The 17,685-nt window shown below is 58.2% G+C and carries 17 protein-coding genes; 5 read left to right on the top strand and 12 right to left on the bottom strand.

Annotated features, from left to right (window positions below; all coding sequences use genetic code 11):
* Positions 1–197 precede the first annotated feature (197 nt).
* The gene (locus HWX89_RS12055) at positions 198–2,030 is read left to right on the top strand and encodes a methyl-accepting chemotaxis protein (RefSeq protein ID WP_138794701.1); all 1,833 of its coding nucleotides are present in this window, start codon (positions 198–200) and stop codon (positions 2,028–2,030) included.
* A gap of 50 nt (positions 2,031–2,080) precedes the next feature.
* On the opposite strand, the gene HWX89_RS12050 is transcribed toward HWX89_RS12055, so the two are convergent.
* The 11 genes from HWX89_RS12050 to HWX89_RS12000 all read right to left on the bottom strand — a co-directional run bounded on the left by HWX89_RS12050 (position 2,081) and on the right by HWX89_RS12000 (position 12,473).
* Positions 2,081–2,566: a 2-thiouracil desulfurase family protein gene (locus HWX89_RS12050; RefSeq protein ID WP_138794700.1), complete on the bottom strand. Its 486-nt coding sequence runs from the start codon at positions 2,564–2,566 to the stop codon at positions 2,081–2,083.
* A gap of 14 nt (positions 2,567–2,580) precedes the next feature.
* Entirely contained in the window at positions 2,581–4,734 is a 2,154-nt protein-coding gene (gene glyS / locus HWX89_RS12045) for a glycine--tRNA ligase subunit beta (protein ID WP_138794699.1), read from the bottom strand.
* A 1-nt stretch (position 4,735) separates the two neighbouring features.
* Positions 4,736–5,191 (bottom strand): endonuclease domain-containing protein, encoded by a 456-nt coding sequence (locus HWX89_RS12040; RefSeq protein ID WP_246705137.1) that lies wholly within the window; start codon positions 5,189–5,191, stop codon positions 4,736–4,738.
* A gap of 81 nt (positions 5,192–5,272) precedes the next feature.
* On the bottom strand, positions 5,273–7,210 hold the full coding sequence (locus HWX89_RS12035; protein WP_138794698.1) for a DUF2207 domain-containing protein: 1,938 nt from the start codon (positions 7,208–7,210) through the stop codon (positions 5,273–5,275).
* Between the two features lie 24 nt (positions 7,211–7,234).
* Positions 7,235–8,512 (bottom strand): 3-phosphoshikimate 1-carboxyvinyltransferase, encoded by a 1,278-nt coding sequence (gene aroA / locus HWX89_RS12030; protein WP_138794697.1) that lies wholly within the window; start codon positions 8,510–8,512, stop codon positions 7,235–7,237.
* Positions 8,513–8,563: 51 nt separating this feature from the next.
* Positions 8,564–9,115 carry a LemA family protein gene (locus tag HWX89_RS12025; RefSeq protein ID WP_082183756.1) on the bottom strand — a complete coding sequence of 184 codons (552 nt, stop codon included), beginning with the start codon at positions 9,113–9,115 and terminating at the stop codon, positions 8,564–8,566.
* A gap of 84 nt (positions 9,116–9,199) precedes the next feature.
* Positions 9,200–10,156 carry a glycine--tRNA ligase subunit alpha gene (locus tag HWX89_RS12020; protein WP_138794696.1) on the bottom strand — a complete coding sequence of 319 codons (957 nt, stop codon included), beginning with the start codon at positions 10,154–10,156 and terminating at the stop codon, positions 9,200–9,202.
* A 101-nt stretch (positions 10,157–10,257) separates the two neighbouring features.
* The gene (locus HWX89_RS12015; protein WP_138794695.1) at positions 10,258–10,452 is read right to left on the bottom strand and encodes an NfeD family protein; all 195 of its coding nucleotides are present in this window, start codon (positions 10,450–10,452) and stop codon (positions 10,258–10,260) included.
* A gap of 25 nt (positions 10,453–10,477) precedes the next feature.
* Entirely contained in the window at positions 10,478–11,347 is an 870-nt protein-coding gene (locus HWX89_RS12010) for a S49 family peptidase (protein WP_178340718.1), read from the bottom strand.
* An 89-nt stretch (positions 11,348–11,436) separates the two neighbouring features.
* A complete protein-coding gene (locus HWX89_RS12005) occupies positions 11,437–12,237 on the bottom strand; it encodes a tRNA1(Val) (adenine(37)-N6)-methyltransferase (protein WP_138794958.1) in 801 nt (266 codons plus the stop codon).
* Between the two features lie 5 nt (positions 12,238–12,242).
* Complete coding sequence (locus HWX89_RS12000; RefSeq protein WP_138794694.1) at positions 12,243–12,473, bottom strand: putative signal transducing protein; 231 nt, start codon at positions 12,471–12,473, stop codon at positions 12,243–12,245.
* Positions 12,474–12,594: 121 nt separating this feature from the next.
* Here HWX89_RS12000 and HWX89_RS11995 point away from each other — a divergent pair, with 121 nt between their 5' ends.
* From HWX89_RS11995 to moaB, 4 genes are all read left to right on the top strand, one after another.
* The gene (locus HWX89_RS11995; RefSeq protein WP_138794693.1) at positions 12,595–13,611 is read left to right on the top strand and encodes a polyprenyl synthetase family protein; all 1,017 of its coding nucleotides are present in this window, start codon (positions 12,595–12,597) and stop codon (positions 13,609–13,611) included.
* Between the two features lie 121 nt (positions 13,612–13,732).
* Positions 13,733–15,616 (top strand): tetratricopeptide repeat protein, encoded by a 1,884-nt coding sequence (locus HWX89_RS11990; RefSeq protein ID WP_178340717.1) that lies wholly within the window; start codon positions 13,733–13,735, stop codon positions 15,614–15,616.
* Between the two features lie 6 nt (positions 15,617–15,622).
* Positions 15,623–16,501 carry a 4-(cytidine 5'-diphospho)-2-C-methyl-D-erythritol kinase gene (locus tag HWX89_RS11985; protein ID WP_138794691.1) on the top strand — a complete coding sequence of 293 codons (879 nt, stop codon included), beginning with the start codon at positions 15,623–15,625 and terminating at the stop codon, positions 16,499–16,501.
* Between the two features lie 27 nt (positions 16,502–16,528).
* The gene (moaB, locus tag HWX89_RS11980) at positions 16,529–17,068 is read left to right on the top strand and encodes a molybdenum cofactor biosynthesis protein B (protein WP_138794690.1); all 540 of its coding nucleotides are present in this window, start codon (positions 16,529–16,531) and stop codon (positions 17,066–17,068) included.
* 25 nt (positions 17,069–17,093) lie between these two features.
* Here the strand turns inward: moaB and HWX89_RS11975 are convergent, their stop codons facing one another.
* Entirely contained in the window at positions 17,094–17,612 is a 519-nt protein-coding gene (locus tag HWX89_RS11975; RefSeq protein ID WP_138794689.1) for a glycosyl transferase, read from the bottom strand.
* Between the last annotated feature and the right edge of the window lie 73 nt (positions 17,613–17,685).

Here is a 17,685-nt window from a genome sequence, read left to right as displayed (position 1 = left end):
CGTGATGATTAAATATTTATTCAAATTTCTGGCCGCTATGTAGAAGCGTTGTGCGATGCAGCACATCATGAAGGCCTGAAATACGCTCCCGCCATTCAGTCCGCTCAGCAAGCGCATCACGCGCCATTTCCTTCTCCCGAATTTTCATCCGCGTACGGCCTGTCAGGCTGCGACGTCGCTAACGCTTGTGAGCGCCCATGAAAAACCTCTCGATTTCCCGGCAACTCATCGTTCTGGTAGTAGCCTTGATGGCTGCCTTTACCGTAGCGACCTACTACCAGCTCAAGTCAGCCACCGACGCGATCTATAACGAGCGTTACGGCATGTTGCGCACGCAGGTTCAGTCAGCCATTTCCGTCCTTCAGTCTTTCCAGGACAAGGAAAAAGCCGGTACGCTGACGCGCGACGACGCGATGAAACAGGCCTTCGCCACCGTCAGCGCGATGAAATTCACACCGGATGGCTACTTCTTCGGTTACGACTATGATGTGACCATGAAGTTCCACCCCGACGCCAAGCGCGTCGGTGAGAGCTATAAGGGTAAACCGGACAGCAACGGCTACGCCTACCGCGACGAACTCGTGCGTCTTGGCCGCAATGGCGGTGGGCAGACCGATTTCTACGGTCCAAAGCCCGGCATGGAAGGCGACGACTTTGCAAAAAGCTCCTACGCGCTGGCCTTCGAACCCTGGCAGGTCGTTGTCGTCACCGGTGTTTACATCGACGATCTGACCGCGCAGGTTCGCACAGAAGTTCTCAAGGCCCTCTCCATCGGTGCGGTAATCTTCGCTCTGGCACTGGCCGCAGCGTTCTATGTCATCCGTGGCATCTCCAAGCCGCTCGGCGATATTCACCGTGCGCTTGGCGAAGTTGCCAATGAAAATGTCTCGATGACCATTCCGCATACGGGCCTGACAAATGAAGTGGGCATGATGGCAAAGGCCACCGCCTCGCTTCAGGAAAAGGTTCGCGAGCGGCATGCCATGCAGCGCCGCCAGGAAGAGCAGCAACAGCAACTCGACAGCGAACGACAGACCAATCTCGACATGCAACGCGACGAAGCCGAACTTCAGGCCCGGGTTGTTTCCACCATCGGCGAAGCACTGGAGAAGCTGGCATCCGGCGATCTGACCGTGCGCTGTCGCGACCTCGGCAGCCGCTATGCGGCGCTGCGCGACAATTTCAACGAGGCTTTGACACATCTCGACGCCGCCATGGCCAAGGTGAACGCCAAGAGCATCGACATTGGTGGTTCCAAGGAAGAAATCCGCAAAGCTTCCAACGAGCTGTCTCAACGCACCGAACGTCAGGCAGCCAATCTTGAGGAAACGTCGGCTGCACTCGACGAATTGACGGTTGCCGTGCGCCAGACCGCTGAAGGTGCAGCCGATGCAGCCCAGCGCGTCACCTCCGTCAGCTCCGAAGCGATCCGCAGCGACCGCGTGGTGGCAGAAGCCATCAGTGCCATGAGCGGCATCGAACAATCCTCATCGGAAATCTCCAAGATCATCGGCGTGATCGATGACATCGCCTTCCAGACCAACCTTCTGGCCTTGAATGCTGGCGTGGAGGCGGCCCGTGCCGGCGAAGCTGGCAAAGGCTTTGCTGTCGTTGCACAGGAAGTGCGTGAACTGGCGCAGAAGTCGGCGGCGGCCGCAAAGGAGATCAAGGATCAGATCGCCCGCTCGTCCGGCCAGGTTGAAAACGGCGTTCGCCTCGTCGGCGAGGCCGGCGATGCGCTGAAGCGAATTTCGGACCAGATCCGCTCGGCAAACGATATTGTCAGCAAGATCGCCCACTCCGCGGCAGAGCAGGATACGACACTGCGCTCCATCTCCTCGTCGCTCAACCAGCTCGACGTTGCCACCCAGCACAATGCGGCAATGGCGGAAGAAACCACAGCGTCGGCGGAAGCGTTGGCTGTCGACACTGAAGAACTGCTGAACCTGATCCGCAGCTTCCGCGTCTCGTCCGGCGCGTCGGGCAACCAGCTCTATGGCATGGCGCAGCAGATGCGCATGGCAAGCTGACACAAGCGACGTAATGACAAACAGAAACGCCGGGGTCTTTCCCGGCGTTTTTATTTTGTCAGAGCCTCCAGCGTGTCGACGTCGACATGGGAAAAAACGGCGATGCCAGATTTTTGCAAAAGCGCTGCGGTTACGCCGTTACCAACGTGTTTGCGGCCTGAAAACGAACCGTCATAGATGGCCAGCGAGCCGCAGGATGGGCTGCCATCTATCAGCAGCGCATGCGTACAATCGTTCTGCTGTGCAAATGCCAGCGCCTTTCTGGCACCGGCGATAAATGCGTCGGTCACATCTCCGCCGGTAACTTCCAGCACACGGGCACGGCCCTCCAGCACATCAAGGCCGGACGCGCCGTTTTCGATTTCAGCGGGTGGTCTTGGTACTGGCATGCCTCCTGCCATTTCCGGGCAGATTGTTACCAGCCTGCCCTCGTCTTTCCATCGCTCGATCGCGGGATGAGAAAGGGGCTTTCCCTTGCCGTCATAACGTACGGCATGGCCGAGCAGGCAGGCGCTGATGAGGATTTTTCCCACCATCAGCGCGTTCTGCCTTAACCCGTGATCTTGGAGAAGTCGGCAACCGTGCCGGTGGCTTCGCGGATGGCCTTGAGCAACGCCAGACGGTTGGCACGGATGGCCGCATCTTCATCGTTGACCAGAACATCTTCGAAGAACTTGTCAACGGGAGCGCGTAGCGTCGAAAGGGCCTGCATGGCCGAGCGGAAGTCTTCACCCGCAACTGCCTTGGCGGCATCGGCGGACGCAGACTTTATCGCCGCGTAAAGCGCCTTTTCGGCATCGAGCTTCAGAAGCTCTTCCGCCACGCCATCGGCAACCACGGTGCCTTTCTTCTCCTCGGCGGCGAGAAGCTGCGTGGCGCGCTTGGTGCCTGCCAACAGGTTCTTGCCATCCTCGCCGGTAATGAAAGCCGTCAGCGCCTCGACACGGCGGGCAACCATCAGCAGATCATCGGACTCCGGCGTCAGCACCGCTTCGATCAGGTCGTAACGTGCGCCGAGATCACGGAGGTAGACTTTCAGACGATCATGGAAGAACGTCAGAAGATCCGCATCCTTGACGACGCTCAACAGCGGCAGCCTGACGTTGCGCTCCAAGATGATGCGCACGACGCCCAAGGCGGCACGACGAAGTGCATAGGGGTCCTTCGAACCCGTCGGCTTCTCATCGATTGCCCAGAAGCCGACCAGCGTGTCCAGCTTGTCTGCCAGAGCGACTGCGATCGCCACCTTATCCTGCGGTACCCGGTCCGACGGACCCTGCGGCTTGTAGTGATCTTCAATTGCCGTGGCGACGCTCTCGTCCTCACCCTGCAGGGTTGCGTATTTTCGGCCCATCAAGCCCTGAAGTTCAGGGAACTCACCGACAGCCTCCGTGCGCAGATCTGCTTTTGCAAGAACGACAGCACGGTCCACGAGCGCGGCATCGGCACCAACGATCTGCGCAAGCTGCTTGGCCAGACCGCGAATACGCGCAACGCGTTCCCCCTGCGAACCGAGCTTGGCATGAAAAGTAACGTTGAGCGCGTCGAGTTTGGCCATACGCTGATCGAGCGGCTTCTTGAGATCGAGACCGAACTTGGCAGCGGAATCCTTGAGCGTATCGAGGTCCGGCAGGTCACCTTGGTCGCGGGTCCAGAAATGCTTGGCGTCTGAAAGACGGGCGCGCACGACCTTGCCATTGCCGTGGATGATTTCCTTGCCGCCATCGATGGCTTCAATGTTCGACACCAGAATGAAACGGTTGGAGAGCCCTTCGGTCGCACCCTGCGGACGGGTTACGAAACACTTCTGGTTGGTCTTGATCGTCAGGCGGATAATTTCTGCCGGGATCTGCAGGTAATCTTCCTCGAAGGTGCCGATCAGCACCTGCGGCCATTCAACGAGACCAGAGACCTCTTCCAGCAGGCCCTCGTCTTCCACCAGTTCCAGGCCATTGGCGAAAGCCAGATCCTTGGCGTCGTGCAGAATGATATCCTTGCGGCGTTCCGCGTCCAGAACGACCTTGGCCTTTTCGAGGCTTGCAACATAATCCTCGAAGCGGCGCACGGTGATTGGGCCAGGCGCATGGAAGCGATGACCATAGGTCACGTTGCCGGCGACAATGCCGTCGATCGCAAACGGGATAACCTGCGTCTCGTCATGTTCGGGGCCGAACATGCAGACGATGGACTGCAGCGGGCGAACCCAGCGCAGGCTTTCCGATCCTTTGCCCTCGACTCCGCCGTAGCTGGAGCCTTTCGGCATGGAAGCCGATCCGGAGCGCATCGACTTCGGCCAGGGGAATGAACGGATGATACCTGGCATCACCTCGGCGATGATATCTTCGGCAGGCCGACCCGGTTTATTGATGATCGCGATGTAAAAATCGCCCTTCTTCGGATCAGAAACGACCTGCGCCTGCGAAATGTCGCTGAGACCCGCACCACGTAAAAAGCCCTCGATCGCCTTTTCGTTGGCGTCGGTTCGCGGCCCCTTTTTCTCCTCGCGCACATCGGCAGAGCGGGCGTTCAGGCCACGAATATCCAGCGTCAGACGGCGCGGCGTCCAGTATTCACGCGCACCCTCATAGGTCAGACCCGCTTCCACCAGCGCATCGGTGACGAGTTTCTTCAGATCGCCGGCAGCTTTGCGCTGCATGCGGGCCGGGATTTCCTCGGAGCGGAGTTCTAGCAGAAGATCGGGCATATCAGTTTTCCTCACCCTCCCCTTCAGGGGGAGGGTCGGCACTTTGTGCCGGGGTGGGGTGAATTAGACTGGCCTCTGCTAGCAAAATTTGCTGCTCTTGCACAATTGCAAATATCGTATCCAGCACCGATTCCAGCTCTTTCAGCACGTCATGGTTCCAGAAACGAACCACACGGTAACCTGCACTTCGCAGAAAGTCCGTTCGTTTTTCATCATAGCGTCTGGCGCGCTCTTCAGCGTGCTGACTTCCATAGAGTTCAATGACAAGACGAAATTTATGGCAGGCGAAGTCAGCAAAGTAAGGCCCAATCGGTACTTGCCTGCGAAAATGTGTATGCTCAACCGGAATACGCCAGAGATGAGACCACAAATACCGTTCTGCATCTGTCATCTCAAGGCGAAGACGGCGTGCGTTCGCTTTTTTGAAGCGATCAAGCGGCGATAATTGACGGACCAACGAGCCCTCCCCTTTTACCAGCCCCACCCGTCGCTTGCGCGACGACCTCCCCTCAAGGGGGAGGTGAACAGCGGCTTGGCGTTACCACCCTCCACCACCGCCACCGCCGCCGCCGGAACCGGAAAAACCACCTCCGCCACCACCGGAAAAGCTGGAGCCGGAAGAGCTGACCGGCTGCGGGATGGTGGAGGCGATGGTGTTTGCCATCGACGAGGAGAAGCCACCAATCCGATCGCCGAAACTGCCGTAATGCCCCCCGGCGTACCAGCCGGGCGCATAGCTCGCCACAGCCGCACCGGCCGCAGCAGTTGCAAGCCATGTTTCGAACGTGCGGCTCCATGGCTTTTCGACACCGAGCGCCACCGCATAGGGTAACAGAGTTTCGAAATGCTGCGGTGACATCGTTGGCGCTTCGCGCAGGTTCATCCGGTCCTTTTCGGCGAGCGTCAGATAGGTGCGCAGCCCTTCTATGCCATCCATCAGCTTGCGGCCGAGCGGCGTGGGTGCTCCCATCAGGAACAGGAAAAGAGCGTTCACAAGCACGATGCCACCCATCGCGGCAAGCGCCAGCGACTTCGTGTCATGTGTCACATCCAGCAGCACCTGCGTGGCGATACCGCCGATGGCAGAGAAGGCGACAAAACCGGCGAAAGCCAGCATGACGATGCCACCGATCCGTTTGCGCAACGGTGCGCCCCGCGAAAACTGCCTGCCGATACCAATCGACAGAATGCTGAAAAAAAACGCAAAGAAACCGAATACCAGGACAGCGGCGATGGCACTTTCATCAAGTTCCCCAAACACCAATGTCGTGACGACAATGACGATGCTGAGAATGATGCCGAATATCGTGTAGCCAGCATTGCTCTTGTAGTATTTGCCGCGATGTTCCTTTTCGATGGCCGCGCGAAACTGTTTTCCAACGGTCTCGACTTGCGTGCCATGCGCCTTGTCGATGGTCAGCGTTGTACCCGGTCCGCCGATGGAAGAGAGCAGCGTCTTCTGCCCTATAGGCAACTCCCCACCCTGCTGTTTCTCAGTCCGGCGAATGACGATGGACGTCTTCAGGTCTTCGAGAACCACATAGCCCTTGACCGCAAGATCAAGGGCGGATGCCGAAAGCGCCGTCCAGCCCGCGCCGGAGAAGCCCTTGTTGTCGACGTAATTGACCAGTGCGGGCGAAAGCCCATCCGGAGCATCCCAGCGTGGAACGATAACACCCTTGGCCGGATCACGCCCGACGGCGAACCAGGCCCGCAGATAATAGAGCAGGACGGCCAACAACCCACCGCCCGAAAGCAGGATCGCCAGATTGTCGCGCAGCCACCAGCCCGCTTCCTGCGAAGAATCGGGGGCAGCGATTGCGCCCTTCGGCAACTTAACTGCGATGGTCATGCCTTCACCGACCGAGAACGGACGCGAAGAGGCGAAGAACACCTCGTTTCCTTCGTTCAGAACACGGGCATCTGAGCCCTTTTCGCCGTAAGCGCCGGTAAAGACGGCGGTATCGGTCGCACGCACCCCATCCGGCAGAACAATGGTTGCGGATATTTCACCCATCGGAAACTGCCAGCCATTGCCGGTGACATTCCAGGTCAGTTCGTCGTAGTCATCGAAATAACGGATTTGCCGTGCGGTCGTGTAGGTGATCTGGAAGATATGTTCGCCGGTCGCCAGAAATCGGTCAGCGCTGCCGGTGTAGATACGGATACCGCCATCGATGTTTTCGGTGCGCCAGTTTTCCGGCGCCCCGTCACGCTCGACGGACACAACGTTGAAATCCACCTTGGTGCGCCGGTTGTTCGCATCCAGCGCATAAAGCGGGAAATCGCGAAAAATTCCGCGTTTGATGTTCTGACCTTCCGCACGGGCCGTGATGGTTTCGGTAACCGTCAGCCCGCCGTTCCCGGCGATTTCCACGACAGAGTGATAGGAGCGAATGAATTCTTCGGCAAAGGCGGGAAAGGCCACGCCGAGGAAGACGAACAGCGCGAGAAGTCTTGCGGCGACGATCTTCAACGGGGCGACCCTCCTTAAACCAATTTAATGCTGCGGTTCGGCAGCGCTGTCCTTTTCGCTATAATCGACGCCAAGCGAGGCGAGCGCCTTCCAGTAGCCCGGATAAGTCTTACCCACGCAGGCCGGGTTCTGAATGGCGATACCGCCGATCTTCAATGCTGCCAGTGCGAAGCTCATGGCGATGCGGTGATCGGCAAAGGTATCGATAGAAGCCTTGACTGTCTGGCCTGCCAGCGCCGGATCGGCGTGCACGATCAGGTCGTCGCCTTCTTCATGCGCCAGTCCCTGCCGAATTTCATTGAGCCCGAGCGAGACGGCACGGATACGGTCGCACTCCTTGACGCGCAGGTTGGCAATACCGACGAAACGCACCGGCGTTTCGTTGAATGCAGCCAGAACAGCGATGGTCGGGATAGCGTCCTGCATCTGGGAGCCGTCGATTTCGGCCGGCAGGTTCGGGAACTGTGCCATGACGTCATAGGCCTTGGCGTCCGGCTGCGTGAACTTTTCGGCCGGCGTTCCGATATCGATCCTGCCACCGGTCAGCAGTTCGGCGCCCCAGAGATAGGTCGCAGCGGAGGCATCCGGTTCGATGTGAAAATCGGTGGCCTTGTAACCCGTCGGATGCACGCGCCATATGGCATTGCTGACCCGTTCAACCTTGCCGCCAAAAGCTTCCATGGCAGCGGTGGTCAGGTCGATATAACCCTTCGCACCGATTTCTTCACCGGCCAGAATAATGTCGACAGGCTTGTCGCCGCAGGCGGCAGCCATCAAAAGCGCCGAGACATACTGGCTGGAGAGATTGGCGTCGATGGTGACGCTTTCCTTCGGGAAGCCGTTGCCCTTGCCACACACCGTCACCGGCGGGCAGCCGGTTGGCGCATCCGCCTCGATACCGAGGGACCGTAACGCATCAACCAGCGGCATGATCGGCCGTTTGCGCATGTGTTCGTCGCCGTCAACGATGACGGCCCCGTTCACAAGCGCCGCAGCGGCGGTGAGAAAGCGCGTGGCCGTACCGGCGTTTCCGAGAAACAGCGGTTTCTCCGGCTGCTGGAGAACACCTGTACTCTCCACCACAAAGGTCGTCGCATCAGGTTCAGTGACTTTGACGCCCATCGCCCGCAGCGCTTCCGCCATGTAAAGCGTATCGTCGCTTTTCAGGGCACCGGTGAGACGGCTTTTGCCTTTCGCTAGACCGGCAAGCAGAAGCGCGCGGTTGGTGATCGATTTCGAGCCGGGCGGCTCTACCCTGCCGGAAAGCGGATGGCCGGGCGGTGTGATGGTCAATTCAATCATGGGTCTTTTTTCTGCATTGGTTCTGCCGCGCGATGAGAACGGGCGGAAAGGTCAGAATTTTACGGTGGGCACGGCACGGTCGGCCGGGTTTTCAATTTCGAAGTAAGGGGCTTTTGCAAAGCCGAACTGTCCAGCCACCAGATTGGAGGGGAAGCTCTCCACCTTCACGTTCAGATCGCGTGCGGCACCGTTGTAATAACGGCGCGACATCTGGATTTCGCCCTCGATGGTCTCAAGCGAGCGCTGCAATTCCAGAAAGTTGGTGTTGGCCTTGAGATCGGGATAGGCTTCCGCCAGAGCAAAGAGTTTGCCAAGGGCCTGCGACAGCAGGCCTTCCGCCTGGGCGCGGCCTTCCACATCGCCAGCCGGCACGGCCTGTGCGCGGTTGCGCATGGCGATCACCTCTTCGAAGGTGCTCTTTTCATGCGCGGCGTAACCTTTGACAGTCTCGATCAGGTTGGGGATCAGGTCAGCGCGGCGCTTCAACTGCACGTCGATGCCGGACCAAGCCTCTTCCTTCATCTGCCGCGCCTTGACGAGGCCGTTATAGATGAAGACCACATAGAGCGCGATCGCCGCGATGATTGCCAACGTGATGAACATTTCAGATCCCCCCTCATGAAACCTTGGCGGGTGACACGATAGTGCGTGTCTGAACCGCCGTCATCACCTGACGATCATAAATCCTCAGGCGGCCTTGTTCCAGTTCGCACCACCTGCATCCGTCAGCAGGAAAGCTTCGCCGCATGCCTTTGCCAGCGTCCGCACCCGCAGAATGTAGCTCTGACGTTCAGTCACCGAAATCACGCCGCGCGCATCGAGCAGGTTGAAGACATGGCTTGCCTTGATGCACTGGTCATAGGCAGGCAGAACGCATTTGTGCAGAGCACCGGAATCGCCCGGTGCACCGGCAGCGAGCAGGGCCTGGCATTCCTTTTCCGCGTCGATGAAGTGACGATACAGCATGGCCGTATCGGCGAATTCGAAGTTGTGCCGCGAATACTCCTGCTCCGCCTGGAGGAAGACATCGCCATAGGAGATCTTCTCGTCGCCCTCGCGGCCATTGAAGTTCAGGTCATAGACGTTATCAACGCCCTGAACATACATCGCCAGACGCTCCAGACCGTAGGTCAGTTCTCCGGCAACCGGGGAGCATTCGATACCGCACACCTGCTGGAAGTAGGTGAACTGCGACACTTCCATGCCGTCGCACCAGCATTCCCAACCCAGCCCCCAGGCACCCAGCGTCGGGCTTTCCCAATCGTCTTCGACAAAACGCACATCGTGCAGCAGCGGATCAAGGCCGATGGCCTTCAGCGAACCGAGATAGAGTTCCTGGAGGTTGGACGGGTTCGGCTTCAGGATCACCTGATACTGATAATAATGCTGCAGACGGTTCGGGTTTTCACCGTAACGACCGTCAGACGGGCGCCGCGATGGCTGCACGTAGGCTGCCTTCCACGGCTTCGGTCCGAGCGCGCGCAGCGTCGTTGCAGGATGGAATGTACCGGCGCCCACTTCCATATCGTAAGGCTGCAGAACCGCGCAGCCCTTGTCGGCCCAGTAGTTATGCAGCGTCAGGATCAGCGCCTGAAAAGAACGCTTGGGGTTCATATGGTCTGGAACATCGGTCATTGCAGTCATCGCAGCTCTAAAAAGGGTAAGTAAGCATTGACTTACTTCGGATGCGGACAGGTGCCATGCCAAAGCCAAGGGGTCAAGGATTTATGCACCTTGGTGCCCGCTTACGGCTCGTCTTCTCGTTTCACACGGTATTCGCCGGTTTCAGGGTCCTTGACGAGCGTACCGATCGCTCCGGTTTCGCGTTCTTTTTCGCGCTGACGGGACTTCGCCGTCAGCTTTTGCGCGTCGCTGACGAAGCGGCGATAGAGAATGATGGCCCCAACCACCAGAATGAAAATTGTAATGAGCTGTGCCATCAGAAAAAGCTTTATTCCCGAAACATCATAGGCCGTAACGGGACCACAATGCCTTTTCTTCGGCGACCTCGGCAAGCCCCGACACCGCACCTGCGGCGAGACGTTCGGCATTCATGCCAAGAGCGGCATCAACGCCCGGCACTTTTTTGCCGAACAGGGAACGGGCACCGGAAATGAGCTGCAGCTTCACCTTGTCGCCGTAACGGCGGCGCAGGACATCCTTCATGTCGCCGAGCCCGTCGATAAGGCCGAGATCAAGGCCACGCATACCTGTCCAGAACAGTCCTGAGAAAATCGTCGGCTCATCTTTCAGCTTTGCGCCACGACGCATCTTCACCATATCGATGAAAACATTGTGGATTTCGACCTGAAGTGACTTCAGATACTCGATATCGCCTTCCTTTTCAGGCTGGAACGGATCGAGGATGACCTTGTTTTCACCGGCCGTGTAAACGCGTCGCTCGATACCGATCTTCTTCAGCATATCGGGAAAACCGAAGCCGCCGGACACCACGCCGATGGAGCCAACAATGGATGTCGGATCGGCGATGATCTCATCACCAGCCAGCGCAATCATGTAACCGCCGGAGGCCGCGACGTCCTCGACGAAGATCAGAACCTTCTTGTTCTTTTCCTCGGCAAGCTGGCGGATGCGATTGTAGATCATACGCGACTGCACCGGCGAACCGCCCGGCGAGTTGAGCGAGATGGCGACAACAGGCGCGTCCTTCATGGAAAACGCCTTGTCCAGAAGCGGCGCGTAGGACGCGAGGTTGAGAGCAGGCCGGAACTGGCTGCCACCGGCCATGATCGCACCATGCATGCGCACCACGGGAATAACCGTCTCCTGCTTGCGAAACCGCTTCGGCACCAGACGCTTCAGAAAACCGGCCATTAAATCCTCACTCAAACCACTCTGTTCCGAACCGATGTATGTATCGCGCCGGAAAACACAATGGTTCTAACGCAGTGGGTTTGCGATATTTATCTGTTGCGACCCATTGTGTTGATGTTGCGGACATAAGCGATACGGCCGTTATTCAGGTCATCTACGACGGATGTGAAGGCGTGGTTATCCTCCTGATGCATGACAAGTGGCGCCCGAAAGGACAGTCGCGCCCGAGACCCCTTTATGGCTGTGACCAGCATGCGGACGGCATCTTCTCCCGGGCGGGGATGAATGAGGGTGATCTCCATGCCGCCGAACCGGCGTCCGCAGGCGGCAATGATCTCGGCCACCGACTGCGGCCGGGAAATAAGCGAAAGCTGCCCACCCGACACCGTAATCGCACCGGCCGTTCTGATCCAGTCTTCGAACAGTCCTTCCGTCATGGCATGCGCTTCAGCCTTCAGCGCATCCGGCGTCTTCCGGTCGCCGGCATCGTTGTAAGGCGGGTTCATGATGACGTGGTCGAAATGCTCGCTCAGCAGGCCAGCTTCCGCACGGGCTTTGGCCCGCAAGGTAACATCCGCCTCCTGCACGGAGACGCGCGCGGAAAATGCCGCGTTTTCCGCCAGGGCCAGGCTGCGGCGTGCAAACTCGGCCATTTCAGGTGAACGCTCGAACAGCGTTACTTCGGCCTTTTCCAGCCGCGCGGCAACCGCCATGCCGGCAGCCCCCGCACCTGCACCAAGATCAGCCACGCGACACGGCTTTCCATCGGCGACCAACGAGGCAAGGAGCATTGCGTCCATGCCGGCCCGATGGCCCCTGCCCTTTGGCTGGAGAACATGAAAGCGGCCACGGTGAAAAGCGTCGAGTGTCTCGGATTTCTCGCCTGACACGCCTGTCACGCCTTCTCTTCCCGCAACTCGTCGCCAAGGCCGGCATCCACGAAAATCTGGCGCGCCTCATCGGCGCGGTCCTCTTCCACCAGAAACCGGCGGGGCAGCAACCCGAGTGATCCCTCAAGAACACTCATCGTCTGGTCGGCAATCAAGCAATGAATACCTGCATCCTTCATCAGACTTTCAGCGAAGGACAACAGCACGGCATCGTTGGTACGGATCAATTCTTTCATGGATAACCCTGCTTAATTCCTGAATTCCCATCTTTTTGAATGGCTCGCGGCAATTCGCCCCTTGCCGCGACAAGCGCCAGTTTTTATTGTCGAATACAAATTCGAACAGGAGTCCGGTCCCTTGGGCGTCGTCATACCGCTTGAAGAAAGCAAAAACAAACTCGCATCCGTCAAGCCGCTTGTCGATCTGACCCGCCCTGACATGGAACGGGTGAACCAGCTTATCCTTTCCAGAGCTGGCTCCGATGTCCAGATGATTCCGGAAGTCGCCAACCATCTCATCTCCTCCGGCGGAAAGCGCCTGCGCCCGATGCTGACATTGGCTTCCGCCTCGATGTTCGGTTACGAGGGCGATCATCACATCAAGCTGGCAACCAGCGTCGAATTCATGCACACGGCAACGCTTCTGCACGATGACGTCGTGGATGAAAGTGACCTGCGCCGTGGCAAATCCACCGCGCGCACGATCTGGGGCAACCAGGCAAGCGTTCTAGTCGGCGACTTCCTGCTCGGCCAGGCGTTTCGCATGATGGTCGATGTCGGCTCGCTGGAAGCGCTGGATGTTCTCTCCACTGCCGCTTCCGTGATCGCCGAAGGTGAGGTTCTGCAGCTCTCTGTCGCCAAGAACATGGAAACAACCGAAGACGATTATCTTCAGGTGATTCGCGCCAAGACGGCAGCTCTGTTTGCCGCTGCGGCCGAAGTGGGTCCGATCGTCGCCAAAACGGACAAGGCAAGCCGCAGCGCGCTGAAGTCCTACGGCATGAACCTTGGACTTGCGTTCCAGCTTGTCGACGACGTGCTGGACTACGGCGGCAAGTCCGCTGACCTCGGCAAGAACACCGGTGACGATTTCCGCGAAGGCAAGATCACCCTGCCGGTTATCCTGTCCTATCGTCGCGGTACCGAAGATGAGCGGGCTTTCTGGCGCGCGGCGATCGAAAAAGGCGAGAGCAGCGACGAAAACCTCGAAAAAGCTCTGGGCCTTATCACCAAATATAATGGCCTCGGCGACACGATCAGCCGCGCCAACCACTATGGGACCATTGCCCGTGACGCGCTTGCTCCGTTGCCGCAAAGCCCTTGGAAAAATGCGCTTCTGGAAGTCATCGACTTCTGCATCGAGCGTTTGAACTGATCTCAGCCGCGACCTTGAAAGGCGGGTGACACCTTCACCCGTCTGGCGCTTTCGACAGAGCTAATCGGCCATAATTTCTTGCGGGCCTGCTCCAAAAAAGCCATTCTGTCGTGACCAAACAATGGAAACTGATTTTTCCGTGCTTCTGCACAAAGGCAAAGGTTCCCTCATGCGGCGCAAACCAGCATTCCGTCTTCTTTGCAGCGCGGCTCTTATCGCCGCTCTCACCATTGGGGCAGGTGCAACACCCGGCTTCGCAGAGACGAAACCGGAAGAAAAGACCGTTACCTTCGATCCGGGCAAAGTGAATACCTTCTCTGGCGCCTTTCTTGCCGCGCGCACAGCCGACGTCGATCAGGACTATGCAACGGCAATCTCGCTTTACAAAAAGGCGCTGGAATACGATCCCGCCAATTCCGAAATTCGCCAACGGCTGATGATTGCCGAACTGCTGAGCGGCAACTTCGAGGCTGGCGCAAAAATCGCCGACACGCTGAAAGAGGACGCCTCGGTTGAGCGCGTGACGACCATCGTACGGGCTCTTGATGCGATCAAAGACAAGGAATTCGCGAAGGCCGAGAAGATCCTGAAATATACCGGCCCGAACGATCTGGACCGTATGGTCAACACGCTGTTGAGCGCATGGGCGCGTGCCGGCTCCGGCAAGCCGAAGGAGGCACTGGCGCTCGTCAACAACATGAAGGGCCCAGGCTGGATTTCGATCTTCCAGAAATACAATGCCGGTGCGATTGCGCTGGTTGCCGGGAACATCGACGCAGCGCGCAAGAGCCTGAACGAAGCCGTGACCGACCGCGAGGGTGGTGCCACGGCATCCGACACCTATATGCGTGCCGTAATGGCCCTGGCTCGTCTCGAGGCGACAGCCGGTAACAAGCAGAAGGCGCTCGACGCCATCGCTGTTGGCGATACATTCGCACCGAACTACGCGCCGCTGAAAGCACTGCGCGAATCGATCGAGAAAGGCGAAAAGCCGACCCAGCAGGTGACCAACGCCGTCGAGGGTGCCGCATCGGTCATGTTCTCGATTGCCGGCGCGCTCAACCGTGAGGGTGCAGAAGAAATCGTGACGCTCTATCTGCAGACGTCGCGTGGTCTCGACCCCAACAGTGCCGATACGCTGATCCTGCTCGGCGGCCTTTCTGAAGCACAGAAGCAACCGGAACGGGCGATTGCCTTCTACCGCGAGGTGCCGAAGGATTCGCCGATGCATCGCATCTCCGAATTGCAGCTCGGCTTGACGCTTGCCCAGACCGGCAAGGTTGACGAAGCACGCCAGCACCTGAAGTCGCTGCTCGATTCCGACCCCAAAGATATCCGCTCCTATCTCGCCTATGGCAGCGTGCTTTCCGATGCCAAGGACTACAAGGCCATGGCGGAAAACTATGACAAGGCCATCGAGATCATCGGTTCCGTGCCACAGAAGTCCGACTGGTCCGTGTTCTTCCAGCGTGGCATCGCTTACGAACGCCTGAAGGAATGGGACAAGGCAGAGCCGAATTTCAAACGCGCGCTTGAGCTCAACCCCGAGCAGCCGCAAGTTCTCAATTACCTTGGTTATTCCTGGGTAGACCGGAACGTCAATCTCGATGAAGGCATGGACATGATCCGCCGCGCTGTCGAGCTTCGTCCGAACGATGGCTATATCGTCGATTCACTTGGCTGGGCGCATTATCGCCTCGGAGCCTTTGATGAGGCGGTCACCGAGCTGGAGCGGGCGATCGAACTCAAGGCCGGCGACCCAACCATCAACGACCACCTTGGCGACGCCTATTGGCGCGTTGGCCGCAAGATCGAGGCCGTATATCAGTGGAACCGCGCGCTGATCGGCGACAGTGACGACGTGGACAAGGCCAAGGTCCAGGAAAAGATCGCCAACGGTCTGCCGCCGCTGGAGAAGGACGCCGAAAACACGGCAAAGAAGGAAGCTGCGCCGCCGCCGCCAGCCCCACCTTCGCCCGCTGCAAATCCGGACAAGAAATCCTGACGCGGCATGCAAGCGAATGACGTTTCCGGAGCGGTCGAGACAATCGAAACCGCTCCGGCCAAGATCAATCTCGCCCTGCATGTGACCGGCCAACGGGCCGATGGTTATCATCTTCTGGAAACGCTGGTGACCTTCACCGAAGCAGGCGATGTGATTCGCATCCGTGATGCGAAAGAGGACAATTTTTCGATTTCCGGTCCGTTTGGCGAGGTTCTTCGCGCTGGCGACGGTAACAACAACCTCGTTACCCGTGCACGCGACCTGCTACGCGAGACTCTTACGGGCATCGACATACGACCCGTCGAAATTCATCTTGAAAAGAATCTGCCTGTGGCTTCCGGTATCGGCGGAGGTTCCGCAGATGCAGCTGCGACCTTGCGCGGTCTGTTGCGACACTGGAATGCAAAAATCGATCCGGCATCGCTTGAAAAGATTGCTTTGCGGCTGGGTGCCGATGTCCCGATGTGCCTTAAAAGCCAGTCGCTGATTGCCCGCGGCATCGGCGAAGAAATCGAGGTGATCACCGATCTTCCAAAGCTTTTTCTGGTACTCGCCAACCCGTTGATGGCTGTTTCGACACCGGACATTTTCCGACGGTTAGAAAACAAGAGCAACCCTGCCCTGCCTGCAAAGCCACAGGCAGATTGGCTGACATTCGTTGCGGAGAGCCGCAACGATCTTGAAGCACCAGCCAAAGCCCTCTTGCCGGAAATCTCGGAGATTTCAGCCTTGCTCGCGCAGCACGACGCCACAATCGTCCGCATGTCCGGTTCCGGCGCGACCTGCTTTGGCCTTTTTCAGTCTCTTGATGCAGCCAAGGCAGCCGAAGTATCCCTTAGGAACCAGAAACCGGACTGGTATTTTCAGGTCACGCAAACGATTTGACGATCAATCCATAATGAGGACGATGCCATGACAAACGAAAGACCTTTCATTCCTGTCGGCATCGCGGTTCTGACTGTTTCTGACACGCGGACGCTGGAAAACGACAAGTCGGGCGACACACTTGCAGCGCGGATCACCGAGGCCGGTCATCGGCTCTTTGCACGCGCCATCGTGCCGGACGACAAGTCAGCGATTTTTGAAACCGTACGCGACTGGACGCTTTCGGACGACGTGGATGTCGTCATCACCACGGGTGGCACGGGCTTTACCGGGCGCGACGTCACGCCGGAGGCTCTGGAACCCCTGTTCGAAAAACGGATGGACGGTTTCTCCGAAGTGTTCCACCGCATTTCCTACGACAAGATCGGAACCTCGACCATCCAGTCCAGGGCAACGGGAGGGGTCGCCAATGCCACCTTCATCTTCGTTTTGCCCGGTTCGCCCGGCGCCTGCAAAGACGCCTGGGACGGCATCATCAAGGCGCAGCTCGACTACCGACACATGCCATGCAATTTCGTGGAAATCATGCCGCGACTGGATGAACATCTCAAACGCGGCAAATCGTAACCGCCATTAGCGATCTCTTCGTCAATTAGCGCGCAGCGCTCAAGACCCAGGATGGTATGAGTTCCGCTGTCAGGCGGCGTGGCTTTTGCGCGTGTACGAGCTGCGACAGGTTCATGCCGGGTTTGGCAATCGTCATGGCGTGCTTCTTCGGCATGAGATAGCCATATTCCAAAGGCGGCTGACGCCGCGCTATGCGACTGAAGAACGAGCGTTTGTAATGTCGGGACGGCGAAAACCGTGCTGGCGACTTGTTGATAGAGACATATTCGAGAATATCTTCGATCCAACCGGTCTGTGGACGTGCCCCCGGCTCCACCAGTAAAATCCACTCGCCGCGGACAGAGCGCATGACGTCATCGATGTCCCACTGCACATAAAAACGGCAGCCAGCGGCATCGGCCACGCGCGACGATCCATCGCGCGAACCGTGATCCAGGATCACCACATCGCTTACCAGCCCTTCAACAGCGCCGGTCACCAGCGCTGAAAGCGTGTGCGCCAGTTCCGGTTCCTGATCCCGGCATTCCATAATGACTGTCAACATGTGCATAGCTTTAACGCATCGCACAATAAATTGCCACTGCGCCAGCATTTCGAAAACAGGATCTCTTCCATTA

It is taken from the genome of Rhizobium sp. RM (assembly GCF_013390595.1).
Taxonomy (GTDB): domain Bacteria; phylum Pseudomonadota; class Alphaproteobacteria; order Rhizobiales; family Rhizobiaceae; genus Agrobacterium.
This window is presented reverse-complemented; position numbering and strand designations above follow the sequence as displayed.

Excerpts from the sequence above, each read along its gene's own strand:
- HWX89_RS12055 (WP_138794701.1), top strand. The coding sequence starts at position 198 with ATGAAAAACCTCTCGATTTCCCGGCAACTCATCGTTCTGGTAGTAGCC.
- HWX89_RS12050 (WP_138794700.1), bottom strand. The coding sequence starts at position 2,566 with ATGGTGGGAAAAATCCTCATCAGCGCCTGCCTGCTCGGCCATGCCGTA.
- glyS (WP_138794699.1), bottom strand. The coding sequence starts at position 4,734 with ATGCCCGATCTTCTGCTAGAACTCCGCTCCGAGGAAATCCCGGCCCGC.
- aroA (WP_138794697.1), bottom strand. The coding sequence starts at position 8,512 with ATGATTGAATTGACCATCACACCGCCCGGCCATCCGCTTTCCGGCAGG.
- HWX89_RS12025 (WP_082183756.1), bottom strand. The coding sequence starts at position 9,115 with ATGTTCATCACGTTGGCAATCATCGCGGCGATCGCGCTCTATGTGGTC.
- HWX89_RS12020 (WP_138794696.1), bottom strand. The coding sequence starts at position 10,156 with ATGACTGCAATGACCGATGTTCCAGACCATATGAACCCCAAGCGTTCT.
- HWX89_RS12015 (WP_138794695.1), bottom strand. The coding sequence starts at position 10,452 with ATGGCACAGCTCATTACAATTTTCATTCTGGTGGTTGGGGCCATCATT.
- HWX89_RS12010 (WP_178340718.1), bottom strand. The coding sequence starts at position 11,347 with ATGGCCGGTTTTCTGAAGCGTCTGGTGCCGAAGCGGTTTCGCAAGCAG.
- HWX89_RS12000 (WP_138794694.1), bottom strand. The coding sequence starts at position 12,473 with ATGAAAGAATTGATCCGTACCAACGATGCCGTGCTGTTGTCCTTCGCT.
- HWX89_RS11990 (WP_178340717.1), top strand. The coding sequence starts at position 13,733 with ATGGAAACTGATTTTTCCGTGCTTCTGCACAAAGGCAAAGGTTCCCTC.
- HWX89_RS11985 (WP_138794691.1), top strand. The coding sequence starts at position 15,623 with ATGCAAGCGAATGACGTTTCCGGAGCGGTCGAGACAATCGAAACCGCT.
- moaB (WP_138794690.1), top strand. The coding sequence starts at position 16,529 with ATGACAAACGAAAGACCTTTCATTCCTGTCGGCATCGCGGTTCTGACT.
- HWX89_RS11975 (WP_138794689.1), bottom strand. The coding sequence starts at position 17,612 with ATGTTGACAGTCATTATGGAATGCCGGGATCAGGAACCGGAACTGGCG.